15 protein-coding genes are annotated in these 12,722 nt (G+C 37.3%); 2 read left to right on the plus strand and 13 right to left on the minus strand.

Going from position 1 to position 12,722, the window contains the following annotated elements; all coding sequences use genetic code 11:
• Positions 1–6: 6 nt before the first annotated feature.
• Genes rpmB through EK17_RS04400 form a run of 13 tightly spaced genes read right to left on the minus strand, consistent with a single transcriptional unit; the run spans position 7 to position 11,146 of the window.
• Entirely contained in the window at positions 7–201 is a 195-nt protein-coding gene (gene rpmB, locus EK17_RS04340) for a 50S ribosomal protein L28 (protein ID WP_035587819.1), read from the minus strand.
• 54 nt (positions 202–255) lie between these two features.
• A complete protein-coding gene (locus tag EK17_RS04345) occupies positions 256–453 on the minus strand; it encodes a YgaP family membrane protein (RefSeq protein WP_035587822.1) in 198 nt (65 codons plus the stop codon).
• Positions 450–995, minus strand: coding sequence for a CDP-alcohol phosphatidyltransferase family protein (locus tag EK17_RS04350; RefSeq protein WP_051904419.1), 546 nt, complete (start codon positions 993–995; stop codon positions 450–452). The genes EK17_RS04345 and EK17_RS04350 overlap by 4 nt, the downstream gene beginning before the upstream one ends.
• A 1-nt stretch (position 996) precedes the next feature.
• Complete coding sequence (lepB, locus tag EK17_RS04355; RefSeq protein ID WP_035587824.1) at positions 997–1,638, minus strand: signal peptidase I; 642 nt, start codon at positions 1,636–1,638, stop codon at positions 997–999.
• Between the two features lies 1 nt (position 1,639).
• Positions 1,640–3,436 carry a translation elongation factor 4 gene (lepA, locus tag EK17_RS04360; RefSeq protein WP_035587827.1) on the minus strand — a complete coding sequence of 599 codons (1,797 nt, stop codon included), beginning with the start codon at positions 3,434–3,436 and terminating at the stop codon, positions 1,640–1,642.
• Positions 3,420–3,842 (minus strand): hypothetical protein, encoded by a 423-nt coding sequence (locus tag EK17_RS04365; RefSeq protein ID WP_035587829.1) that lies wholly within the window; start codon positions 3,840–3,842, stop codon positions 3,420–3,422. Before EK17_RS04365 ends, lepA begins: the two co-directional genes overlap by 17 nt.
• Complete coding sequence (locus EK17_RS04370) at positions 3,818–4,342, minus strand: phospholipase D family nuclease (protein ID WP_035587831.1); 525 nt, start codon at positions 4,340–4,342, stop codon at positions 3,818–3,820. The genes EK17_RS04365 and EK17_RS04370 overlap by 25 nt, the downstream gene beginning before the upstream one ends.
• Positions 4,335–5,789, minus strand: coding sequence for an IMP dehydrogenase (gene guaB / locus EK17_RS04375; RefSeq protein WP_035587834.1), 1,455 nt, complete (start codon positions 5,787–5,789; stop codon positions 4,335–4,337). The genes EK17_RS04370 and guaB overlap by 8 nt, the downstream gene beginning before the upstream one ends.
• A 2-nt stretch (positions 5,790–5,791) precedes the next feature.
• The gene (gene glyS / locus EK17_RS04380) at positions 5,792–7,807 is read right to left on the minus strand and encodes a glycine--tRNA ligase subunit beta (RefSeq protein ID WP_051904420.1); all 2,016 of its coding nucleotides are present in this window, start codon (positions 7,805–7,807) and stop codon (positions 5,792–5,794) included.
• Complete coding sequence (locus EK17_RS04385) at positions 7,804–8,646, minus strand: glycine--tRNA ligase subunit alpha (RefSeq protein ID WP_035588071.1); 843 nt, start codon at positions 8,644–8,646, stop codon at positions 7,804–7,806. Before EK17_RS04385 ends, glyS begins: the two co-directional genes overlap by 4 nt.
• Before the next feature lie 4 nt (positions 8,647–8,650).
• Entirely contained in the window at positions 8,651–9,421 is a 771-nt protein-coding gene (gene xth, locus EK17_RS04390; RefSeq protein WP_035587839.1) for an exodeoxyribonuclease III, read from the minus strand.
• Positions 9,412–9,687 (minus strand): SemiSWEET family sugar transporter, encoded by a 276-nt coding sequence (locus EK17_RS04395; protein WP_035587842.1) that lies wholly within the window; start codon positions 9,685–9,687, stop codon positions 9,412–9,414. Before EK17_RS04395 ends, xth begins: the two co-directional genes overlap by 10 nt.
• Positions 9,680–11,146 carry an ASKHA domain-containing protein gene (locus tag EK17_RS04400; RefSeq protein ID WP_084675078.1) on the minus strand — a complete coding sequence of 489 codons (1,467 nt, stop codon included), beginning with the start codon at positions 11,144–11,146 and terminating at the stop codon, positions 9,680–9,682. Before EK17_RS04400 ends, EK17_RS04395 begins: the two co-directional genes overlap by 8 nt.
• Positions 11,147–11,262: 116 nt before the next feature.
• Between EK17_RS04400 and EK17_RS08995 the strand changes: the two genes are divergently transcribed.
• Together EK17_RS08995 and EK17_RS04410 are read left to right on the plus strand one after the other, a co-directional pair.
• The gene (locus EK17_RS08995; RefSeq protein ID WP_051904421.1) at positions 11,263–12,294 is read left to right on the plus strand and encodes a hypothetical protein; all 1,032 of its coding nucleotides are present in this window, start codon (positions 11,263–11,265) and stop codon (positions 12,292–12,294) included.
• A 63-nt stretch (positions 12,295–12,357) separates the two neighbouring features.
• Positions 12,358–12,720 carry a roadblock/LC7 domain-containing protein gene (locus EK17_RS04410; RefSeq protein WP_035587847.1) on the plus strand — a complete coding sequence of 121 codons (363 nt, stop codon included), beginning with the start codon at positions 12,358–12,360 and terminating at the stop codon, positions 12,718–12,720.
• The last annotated feature ends 2 nt before the right edge of the window (positions 12,721–12,722 follow it).

A 12,722-nucleotide genomic window follows, 5' to 3' on the forward strand; every position in this document is an offset into this window, starting at 1 on the left:
ATATTTTTAATGCACGGCCTTTTGAACCTTGCCTGCTTTTAGGCAGCTTGTGCAGACATTCATCCTCTTTACTTTGCCGTCAACCACTACCTTTACCTTCTGGATATTGGGATACCATTTTCTCTTTGTTCTGATATGGGAGTGACTGACTTTATACCATACCTGTGCTTTTTTACCGCATATCTCACATCTTCTTGCCATTTCAAACCTCCTACATAAACTAAAGCCCATTTATAGCAAAAAAAGCAGTTAATCTCAAGAATTTGTTGTGTCAATTCCAAGCAGATCATAGAAGACGCATTTTCTTGCTATGCCTGTTGTAAGCAAGATACATCCAGCTGTTTTGATGATAGGCTTTTTTGTGATGCAGCCAATTAATGTTAAAATAGATCCACCGATTAATCTCAACTCCCTGTCTTTGCCTCCAATATTGGGCTTTGCTGTAATTTTCATAACTCCTCCCTTTTTAGGTATCTATTTGTATAATCAGTTAAGGCCGCAATAGATAACAATATGCACACATACACAGTGATATCAAACAGTGTTTTGTTAAAGTAGGTGTTAAATATTTTAAAAAATACCTCTGCTATAACTACAACCTGCAAAAAAGTGGATATTTTGCCCCAGATACTTGCTTTTATGTTGAATTTACAATTTTTTGAGGTTAAAACACCCACAACACTGCCACTTATCAAAATAATATCTTTAAACAGCACAACACCAAATAGTACAAGAGGAATCAAGCCCTTTGTTGAAAGAATAAGAAATGTATAGTTAATAAGGAATTTATCTGCTAAAGGATCTAAAATCGCGCCGACTTTTGTTTTCTGGTTTAATATTCGTGCAAAAAAACCATCGGCAATATCACTTATTGCGGCAACAAAAAAAAGTATAACCGCCAAAGTGTATTTATCCTTTATTAAAAAAATTGTTGTAGGTATAACTAAAATCAATCTTAAAACTGTTATTGAGTTTGGTAGATTAAGGCTGTTCATTTTAATGAATTAGTTTAAAAAACCTTTTAAATCGTATTCTAAAGGGTGAGAATGTCCATGATCCATAAATGATAAACGCCTTGCCCACTATGTCTTTTTCAGGCACAAAACCCCAGTATCGTGAGTCGTATGAATTATCGCGATTATCGCCCATCATAAAGTATTCGTGAGGAGGCACCTTAACAGGCCCCCAGTTATCACGAGAACCCCATCTTGCTTTTACTATTGGATTATCCGTATTTCTTGGATAAATATGTGGGTCTGTGTAAATCGCATAAGGCTCATTTACCCTTTTACCGTTTCTATATAATACTTTGTTTTTCATCATCAATACATCACCGCCAACACCAACACACCGCTTGATAAAATAGACAGATGGTTTGGGTGGATATCTAAAAATTACTATATCACCAACCTTAGGATGTTCAACAGGTATAATGATTTTTCCGCTTATTGGTACTCTTATGCCGTATATCAGTCTATTTGCAAGTATATGATCGCCTATTAGAAGCGTTGGTTCCATTGAGGATGATGGTATCTTAAACGCTTCAACAAAAAAAGCCCTGATAAACAGTGCAATAACTAATGCTATAATGATTGATTTTATCCATTCACCTACAACATCTTTTTTTTGCTGTTTCAATTTAACTCTCCTTTATCTGCATCAATTTTATAAACGCCTCTTTTGAAATGCTCACATTGCCCAATTTTTTGAGCCTTTTTTTACCTTCTTTCTGTTTCTCTAACAGTTTTTTCTTCCTTGTTATATCACCACCATAGCATTTTGCAAGTACATCCTTTCTTAATGCCCCAATGGTTTCTTTGGCTATGATTTTGCCGCCAACCTTTGCCTGAAGCCTTACTTCAAACAGCTGTTTTGGTATATATTGTTTCAGGTTTTTTAAAACCTCTCTTGCAATTCTGTATGCCTTTTCTTTTGGTACGATTAATGAAAATGAATCGATCTCCTTTGAGTTTACTAAAATTATAAGCTTTGTTAAATCTGCCTTTTCAAAACCTGCAAATTCATAATCAAACGATGCGTATCCTCTTGATAGAGATTTTAATTTATCGTAAAAATCAACTAAAATCTCCGATAAAGGTAGTCTATATCTTAAAAGCACTCTATCCTGGGCTATATAGAGCAACTCTTTCTGGTTTCCCCGCCTATCCTGCAGTAGTTTTATCAGATTACCCACAAATTCTGACGGTGTAATAATCTCTGCATCAACCATCGGCTCATAGATTGCCTTGATTGTTTGAGGTGGTGGAAGTTGAGAGGGGTTTGAAATTTCGATTATTTCAGAGTTGGTTTTCTCCACTTTGTATAAAACGCTCGGTGTTGTCATTACAACATCAAGATCAAATTCCTCCTCAAGCCTCTCCTTGGTAATATTCATACTCAATACACCCAAAAAGCCACATCTAAAACCAAAACCTAAAGAGTCTGATTTTTCTTTCTCAACTGTTAAGGATGCATCGTTTAACTGCAATTTTTCTAATGCTTCTGCTAAATCGTCATAATCCTCTGGATTTGTTGGGTAAAGTCCAGCAAACACAAACGGCTTGGGTTTTTGAAACCCCTCGAACGGTTTTGTTGTTGGGTTTTTTGATAATGTTAATGTGTCACCTACCACAGCTTCTTTAATATTTTTAATATTTGCAATGACATATCCAACCTCGCCAGCTGATAAACCATCAACCTTAACCTGCTTGGGTGTAAAATAGCCTAACTCTTCAACTTCATACTCCTTTTTTGTTGAGTACATCATGATTTTATCGCCAACCTTAAACTCTCCATCAAAAACCCTGACAATAAAAACCACGCCGCGGTAGTTGTCATACCAGGAATCTATAACAAGCGCTCTTAAAGGTTCATTTAAATTGCCTTTTGGATGAGGAATGCGCTCTATAATTGCTTCAAGCACTTTTTCAACGTTTTCTCCTGTTTTTGCAGAGATCTCTATAGCCGTTGATGCATCTATCCCCAATGCATCCTCTATTTCTCGTTTTGTTTTTTCAACATCTGCACTTGGTAGGTCTATCTTGTTGATCACGGGAATGATCTCTAAGTTATTGTCGATAGCTAAATAGGCATTGGCTATCGTTTGAGCCTCAACACCCTGTGTTGCATCCACAACAAGCAGACAGCCCTCACATGCCTTGAGCGACTTTGATACCTCATAGCCAAAATCGACATGGCCTGGTGTATCAATCATATTCAAAATATACTCATTGCCGTTGTATGAATATTTGAGTCTTGCAGTCTGGGCTTTTACTGTGATTCCGTGTTTTCTTTCAACCTCAAGATTATCAAGCACCTGCTGTTTCATTTCACGCTTGCTCAATGCACCTGTAAGCTCAATAAGTCTGTCAGCTAAAGTGCTTTTTCCATGGTCGATATGGGCTATTATGGAAAAATTCCTAATGTTGCTTTTCATCTATTTTCTCCAGTAGAATTTTTTCTATCTCATAGGTTTCATATCGCAAGTCTTTGAAAAATTTTGACATGTCGGGTTTTATGATCTTTAAAAACTCCTCAAGCACCCTTAGGGATTCCTCAGTCCTTTTTGCATTTGCTATGGCTATGTCTTTGATGGTGCTTCTTTGTGTTTCACCCTTGCTAAACAACTTTCTACCGACATCACCTGCACTTTCTCTGAATGCAACAAAATCCAACTCCTTTGCCTTTAAACCCACATCTGAGCGTATCTGCTTTATTCTTTGGGTCGTTTGTTTATCGTCTAAAATAAAGCGCGATATCTCCTCTAAAACCCTCAATCCCTCTTTTGTTCTGTTGAGGTTTGCATCTATAACCCGCTTTATCTTATGAAACTCCTCTTCCATAGGTATTCAAATTCCTTCTCATACACATTTGCTATATCGAATCGATTTATAATTAAAATATTTTCGTCGTTTATCTTGAAGGCGCTTGCTGTCCAGTTAGCAGAGCCTGTGATAACAATTTTTTTATCTACTACGGCAAACTTATTATGCATCAACCCTTCCCTGTTCCAGGCTATATGCGGCGTGGCAAATCTAACTGTGATGCCATTCTGGCGTAAAAACCTGTATTTAGAGTAGATGCTATCTTTATTTGCCTTTTTATCAAGCAGTATTCTAATCTTAACACCCCTTTTTTTTGCCTTTATTATGGCTCTTGCAAGCGGTCTGGATGTAAAATCATAAACAGCCACATCGATCGATTGCCTGGCTTCATCAATTCTTTCAATAATAGCATCTAAGGCTTCATAGGATGGGGTAAAATAGACATATATCCATCGCGCAAAAGAGATAGACGGTATCAATATTGCAATGAAAGCGAATAAAGCTATCTTTTTATACATTGTAATTTGGTGGCTCCTTTGTCATTATGATATCGTGAACATGGCTTTCCCTTAAGGATGCCTCTGTAATCTGAACAAAGGTGGCTTTTTGCTTAAGCTCCTCGATATTTTGTGCACCCACATAACCCATACCTGATTTTAAGCCCCCGATCAGTTGATATAAAACATCGGCAACCTCGCCCTTATAAGGCACCCTACCCTCAACGCCTTCTGGTACTAATTTTTCTGGTTCAACCTCATCCTGGAAATATCTGTCTTTGCTGCCCTCTTTCATAGCCTCTATTGAGCCCATGCCGCGGTAGATTTTATACTTTCTACCCTGATAAATGATAGACTCACCCGGTGATTCCTCTGTTCCTGCCAGAAGGTTTCCAACCATAACAGCGCTTGCACCTGCTGCCAGTGCTTTTACTATATCCCCTGAGAATTTTATGCCACCGTCAGCTATAATCTTTTTATCGTATAAAGCTGCCTCATCGGCACATTCACTCACTGCGGTTATCTGTGGCACGCCAACGCCTGCCACTATTCTTGTTGTGCAGATTGAACCAGGCCCTATGCCAACTTTTACAATGTCTGCTCCTGCTTTTATAAGATCCCGTGTGCCCTCCTTTGTTGCTACATTACCACCCACAACAACGGTTTCTGGATAGAGGCTTTTTATTTTCTCTATAAGGTTTAAAACATAGACGGAGTGTCCATGAGCTGAATCAACAACGATAACATCAGCACCTGCTGCAATAAGATCTTTTGCCCGCTTTATGCCATCTTTTACACCCACTGCAGCTCCCACAAGAAGTCTACCATGTATATCCTTTGAGGCGTAAGGGTATTCCTTTTTCTTTCTGATATCTTTTATAGTAATTAGGCCTTTGATTCTGAAGTTTTCATCCACGATAGGCAGCTTTTCTACCTTAAACTGCTTTAAATACTCCTCAGCCTGTTGCAGTGTAATACCCTCTTTTGCCGTTATTAGATTTTCCTTTGTCATAACATCTTTGACCGGTTTTGAATAATCCTTCTCAAACTGCACATCCCTGTTTGTGATTATGCCCAACAGCTTGCCTGTCTCATCCGTTACAGGAATTCCAGAGATGTGGTAGTTTTTCATTAAGGCAAGGGCATTCTCTATTGTTGCATCGGGTCTAATGGTTATCGGGTCAATAATCATACCGCTTTCTGATTTTTTAACCCTTATGATCTGCTTGACCTGCTCCTCTATCGGCATGTTTTTGTGAATAATACCCAGGCCTCCCTGCCTTGCCATCGCTATTGCCATTCTGTATTCGGTGACCGTATCCATAGCAGCCGAGATAATGGGTATTTTTAGAGATAATCTTTCTGTTAGAGTGGTTGAAACATCCACATCCTTTGGTAGAACATCTGATCTGTTGGGTAAAAGCAATACATCATCAAATGTTAGACCGTATCCACTTTTTAATCTCATGGCTAAATCTCCAGATATTTAAAATTGCCGACATTCAGGACGGCTTTTCTTATGCGGTTTAATAAAGAGAGCCTGTTGTTCTTGATTTTTTCATCTTTATCCATAACCATTACATTATCAAAAAAGCGACTGATTGTATTTTCTATTGCAGCAACGCTGTTTAAAATCTCAAGGTAAGCTCTATTTTTAGCATAAACCTCTATATTTTCTTCAATGCCCTTTATTGCCTCAAATAACTCTTTTTCCTCTTTTTCTTTTAAAAGTGTAGTATCGACATCGATATCATCAAAATCCTTAACAATATTAAATATCCTTTTAATTGCATATTGACCTTTTTTATCGGTGTCTTTTTTGGCAAATTCACTGAGTGCTTTAACCCTTAAGTATGTCTCATATATATCTTCAAAGTTGTCTGAAGCTGCAGTTAGAATATCAAACGGATAATCGCTTAAGTAGTTTATAAATCGTGTTTTGATAAACTCTTTTATCTGATTATTGTCAACATCTACGCCAAGGATAGCCTTTGATTTATCTATGAGTTCATCAAGGTTTAAAAATAGCCTGTTATCTATCAATGTTCGTATAATTCCTAATGCCGCCCGCCTCAAGCCATACGGATCTTTTGCCCCTGTTGGCTTAAGGTTTGCATAAAATCCACCAACGATTATATCGATTTTATCTGCTATAGATAATGCTATGCCGCTTGCTGTTTTGGGTATTTCGTCTTCTTTTGGTAGGTATTGTTCATAAATTGCTTCAGCTACTTCTTTATCTTCGCCACTAAGAAGAGCATACTCTTTGCCCATAACACCCTGCAGTTCTGGAAATTCATAAACCATCTGGGTTAAAAGGTCTGCTTTTGATAGATAGGCAGCTCTTTTTGCCTTTTCTACATCAAATTCCAATTTTTCAGCTATAAAGCCTGCAAGGTTGACAAGCCTGTTGGTTCTATCAAGCTGGCTGCCCAATTTTTCATGAAACATCATTTCATCAAGTTTCTCTACAAAGCTTTCAAGCGGTTTCTTTTTATCCTCTTCAAAGAAGAATTCAGCATCAGAGAATCTTGCCCTTAAAACCCTCTCATAGCCGTTTATTATAACATCCATATTCTGGGTTTTTATGTTGCTTACAGCAGCAAAAATGTTGAGTAGTTTGCCCTCTTTTAAAAAGGAAAAGTATCTTTGGTGATCCTTCATTGAGGTAATGAGGACTTCTTTGGGTAGTTTTAAAAATCTATCCTCAAATCTACCAACAACTACAGTAGGATATTCTGTTAAATTTACAACCTCATCAAGCAAATCATCATCGTAAATAAGCTTTGCTGAGTATTTTTTTGCTATTTCATTGAGCTGATTGAAGATGATTTTGCGTCTTTCTTTGTGGTCAACAATTACATAATGATTATTCAAGATATCTTCGTAGTTATCAAAGTTAACCTCAAAACTACCTTCGGATAAAAAGCGATGGCCGTATGTTTTTGATGTTGCCTTTTTGCCTTTAAACTCAAAGTCAACCACTGCATCGTCAATCAAAAAAACAACACCGTGAACGGGTCTTACAAATTCAAACTCTCCTTCTCCCCATCGCATCTGTTTATTTAAGTGAATGATTTTGAAAAGCTCATCCATTATATTTACAACGATGGGTTTTGCCTCACTTTCCTGACCCTTTTTAACAATCGCTACATATTCGCCTTTTTTTGTATTTTCTAAAACGATATCTTCTTTTGTTGCGTTGTTTTTCTTCAAAAATCCTTCCAGAGCCTTTGTTGGGTTTCCATCTTTATCGAAGCATATGTTTTTTGGTGGCCCCATAACCTTTAAGTCTTCTGCTTTTATTGTCTCATCAAACTTAAATTTTATGGCTATTCTTCTTGGAGTCATATAAAAATTAAGCTCGCTGTATGATACACTATTTTTCTCAAGTAGTTTCTTTAAATTTTCTGTAATTTCGCTTTCAAGGTTTACCATCTCGCTGTTTGGAAGCTCTTCGGTAAATAGTTCGAACAACAGTTTCATAATTCACCCTCCACATAAAGCTTGGCCACAAGCGCAACCATATCTCTTACCCGTTTTATAAATGTTGCCCTCTCTGTGGTGCTTATTGCGTTTCTTGCATCAAGCAGGTTGAAAATATGGGAGCATTTCATACAGTAATCATAGGCTGGCCTTACTAATTTAGCGTTTAAGCAGTTTTTTGCCTCATCCTCAAACATATCAAAAAGTTTAAATAGCATCGATGTATTTGCAACCTCAAAGTTATATACAGAATACTCATACTCATCGTGCTTATGAATGTAGCCGTAGGTGTATTTTTCGTTCCATTTCATATCAAACACATTATCTACACCCTGGATATACATGCCCAATCGCTCTGTGCCGTATGTAATCTCGACAGGTATCGGTTTTAGATCGTATCCTCCAACCTGCTGAAAGTATGTAAACTGCGTTATCTCCATACCGTCAAGCCACACCTCCCAGCCAAGACCCCAGGCGCCAAGTGTCGGTGACTCCCAGTTATCCTCAACAAATCTAATATCGTGCTCATTGAGCTTTATGCCTAAATACTCAAGGCTTTCTAAATAAAGCTGTTGAATGTTTTCAGGCGATGGCTTCATGATAACCTGATATTGATAGTAATGCTGTAGCCTGTTGGGGTTTTCGCCATATCTGCCGTCTGTTGGTCTTCTTGATGGTGCTGGATAGGCTACATTCCACTCATCTTTATCCAATGATTTTAGCGTTGTTGCCCAGTGAAAGGTGCCAGCACCAGCCTCAATATCGTATGGTTGAAGTATTATGCAGCCCTTTTCTTTCCAGAATTGATTTAAAGATAAAACAACATCCTGATATGTCATCATTTTAGCCCTCCAGTCTAAAAACTGCAACCACCGGTGCGTGGTCGGATGGTTTTTTTCTTTTTCTTTCCCGTTTATCGATATAGCAGTTGATACATTTATCAGCCAGAGGCTTTGTTGCCCAGATGTAATCGATTCTTAAACCTATATTTTTCCAGAAATTACCCGCCCTGTAATCCCACCAGCTGAAGGCTTTTTCTTTGTTGAATTTTCTAAATGTATCAATAAATCCCCACTGATAAAGATTTTTTAAAACCTCTCTTTCTTTTATGTGAAACCCAATCTTACCCTCCATAGCCACCGGGTCATAAACATCTATATCATCCATTGCAACATTAAAATCACCTAAAATTATAATGTTATCCTCTGTTTTATAGTTATCTTCAAGGTATTTTTTGAGGTTGTTTATGAAATTGAGTTTGTAGATGAAATGCTCACTGTCAGGGCTTTGACCGTTTGGAAAGTATGCGTTGAATATCGTAATACCTTTAATTTTGCTGATAAGCAGTCGTTTGTGGTTTTTTTGATCCGGATATGGTTCAACAGCTTCAAAACCAAATTTAGATATGGTTGCAACACCATTGAATCGTTTTTGACCATACACTGCAACCTCATAACCTAAATTTTCAAATTCCTCTTTAGGAAAAAGGTTATCCTCGACCTTGGTTTCCTGAATACACAGAATATCTATATTATTTTCGTCTATAAAATTTAAAACCTGATTGAGTCTTGCCCTTATTGAATTTACATTCCATGTTGCAATGGTTAGCTCCATATTTTACCCCTTATAAGTAAAAAAATGGCTATAGTTGAAAGCATAATTACAAGGCCTATGCCGTTTGCTGCAATCAAGACAATGTCTTTTCTTAAAATACCGTATATCAACCACAAAAGAAGCCCACATGAAATCTGAATCATCATAAGCAGGCTTAACCCCTCGGTCTGTTTTGTTTTGATAAGCTTTATAAACTGTGGCACAAAACCGAAGGTTGTCAAAAAAGCAGCACAAAAGCCAATCGCCTTAATTTCTGCCTCACTCATCAAACGCCATCTTTTCTATAAATTTACTCTCAAATCCTTCTTCATTTGCTATTTCAATGTATTGGATATTTTTTGCAATTTCCTTAAGCCACTTTCTGTTTTCTTCACAGAACAATAAATTACCCCCTGCTATAGAGCTGTTTGAAAGCATAACAAAATCTTTATCAAAAGGCAACAAGCCGCTGTCGATTAAATCCCTTTTTGTTAATGATTTAGAAAAACCGCCAGCTATAAAAACCTTATCCGGCATATCAATGTTGAGTTTTTTAAAAAGAATATCCAGGCATGCTGCCAGTGATGCCTTGACAAGCTGAAATTCCCTTATCGACTTTTGCGTTAAAAAGATATTATTGTCAAGCAAAAAACCCTCTTTTTTAAGCCTGTTTATTAGTTGAAAATCACCTTCGGCTTCCCAGTTTTCCAAAAGTCTCCCATCTTTGTCTATAAAACCCACTCTTCTTAAAAGAGCAATTGCACTGATTAGGCCGCTTCCTGTTATACCTGTTGCCTTTTTGTTGTTGATTGTTTTAACTTTAAAACTGCTATCAAAATCTACAGAAGTAATAGCGCCTTCTTTTGCAATTGTTCCATAATCTATGCCACTACCCTCAAGTGCAGGACCTGCAGGCACACTTGCAGCAAAATAACTATCTTTATACTTAATTACAAATTCGCAATTAGTACCTATATCGATAAATAGGTAGTTTTCTTTAACCTCTTTTAACAATATCAAGCCAGCCGTAATATCTGAACCAACAAAGGCGCTTACAACAGGTGGAATATATGTTTCAAAATTATGCCATCTGGTATGTAAATCACCAAAAAACAAGGGTTTATAGGGGTATGTGCCTATGGAGTGTGGATTTTTGCACAAAAAGAAGGCAAGCATTGTTGGATTTGCACAAACAACAATCGATGAAGGATTGAAGGGTTTAATAGTTTCCAATATTGCTTTATTGAGAATGTTGCTTAATAGTTTTTCTCCGTGCTGGTCTGAGTATGTGATGCGGCTGATAACATCTGCTCCAAAGGGAATCTGGGGATTGAGAATGCCTATGTTTTTTATAACTTTACCATTTTCTATTAAAGAGATGGCTATTGTTGTTGTGCCTATGTCTATTGTAGCATGCTTTTTATCATCATCGCAGCAACATTGTTGATTTTCAGCAAAACTTACAACCCCTTTTGCTTTTGTGATTTTGATTGTTGATGCTGTAGCCTTGTGAAGACATGCAAGCCTGTAGCCTTCCTCTAACTGTTTATGTGAAAATACCTCTTTTTCTATTTCAAAGGGAGGCGGTGCATTATCTATAAATTTTATCTGGCATTTTCTACAAATGCCCCTTCCACCACAGTATGCCTCAATAAAGATACCGTTTTTTGCAAGCAGTTTTAGCAGGTTCTCATTTTCGCTAAACTCTATTTCTCTTTGAACATCGCCCACTACAGTAAGTTTCACATGCCAAGATTACAACAAAATTGTTTTTGGGGCAAGTTATAAAGATTATTGAATAATATTTAGAGGTTTGCTAAACTCTCAGTTGTTAAAAGTTAGTATAGATATGGAGGTTGAAGATGAGCCAGAAAGAAAAGATGGAGAGATTTAAAAAGTTGGATGGAGCTCATCTGCTGTGGGCAAGCACCATGGGGGCTACATTTGATCTTGGCATAATGAGTAAAGCGATGCTTATTCCTTCTATGAAAACAGCCGCTTTAAGGCTTGCACGACACAAAATGCAGAATAATACATTTCCTTTTATAGATAGAAGAACGCTAAACAAGGAGCTTTATAGGGAGATTTTTGATGATTTAAATGATTTTTTGTTTTTTGCTGATGGATATGAGGTTGATGGCGATGAAAAAAGTGTTGTAATTCGGATACATAAAGATAGATGTATGTATTGCCCAACAGGTGTTGGAGGAGCTCTTCTTGGCACAACGATTTGTCCCTACCCACAGCTTTTCAGTGTTTATCTGGATATGATTATAAAAAATGGTTATATGGCAAAAAAGGTAGGTATGGTTAAGCAGCCAGACGGCTCATATATGAGACGAGATGGTGAGTGGGATATTATTGAGCTTACGATAGAAGAGGATGAGATCTTTAAAACATTGATAGAGACACTTAAAAATGGCGTAGCAGAAATTGAAAAGATTTTTAATACAGCGGTTGAAAATGGTGAGATATCAAAAGATGACCTATGGGATAGAAACTATATTCCAGTTGAAAACACGAATCCTCAAAAATATAAAACAAAATTTACCGATTTTGCTAAGAAATATATTCAACCTGTTGAGGATAAACTCCTTGAAAACTGTAAAAAAATAGTGTTTGTTGTGCTTGTTGATGAAAACGGATACCTACCTGCGCATAACTCAAAATACGATAAGCCTTTGACGGGTGATTATAAAAAAGACCTTGTAGGTAATCGCTCAATGAGAATCTTTAACGATTTTACGGGATTATCTGCTGCTCAAAATACCCAGAGAAAATATCTGCTGCAACCCTATCCCAGAGATGTCGGTGTTCTAATGTATGATTTATCAGCACCTGTTATGTTTGATGGTAAGCACTGGGGTGGCTTGAGGATTGGCTATAAACTTTAAAAAAACTTGATAATCTAAATCTTTATGTTATGCTAAAGTAAGTAAAATTTGGAGGTTGAAAGGATGAAGGAAGAATTAATCAACAGAACGCTGCAGGAGCTTGTAAATTCAAGCCAGCATATCGAGGGAGCAGCACTTGTCACATCGGATGGTTTGATGATTTCAAGCTACTTACCAAGTGAGATGGATGAAGATAGGGTTTCTGCAATGTCGGCCGCACTGCTTTCTTTATCTGAAAGGGCTGTAGAGGAACTGGAAAAGGGAATCCCACAGCAGGTTACCATAAAAGGTGATAAAGGCTACATTGTTATTACATCAGCAGGTGAAGAGGCTGTTTTAATGGTTATGGCCGAAGAAAAGGTAAAGCTTGGACTTTTATACATGGAGATAAAATCTGCAGCAGATAAGATAAAAAAGGCTTTCTAATG

It is taken from the genome of Hippea jasoniae (assembly GCF_000744435.1).
Lineage (GTDB): Bacteria > Campylobacterota_A > Desulfurellia > Desulfurellales > Hippeaceae > Hippea > Hippea jasoniae.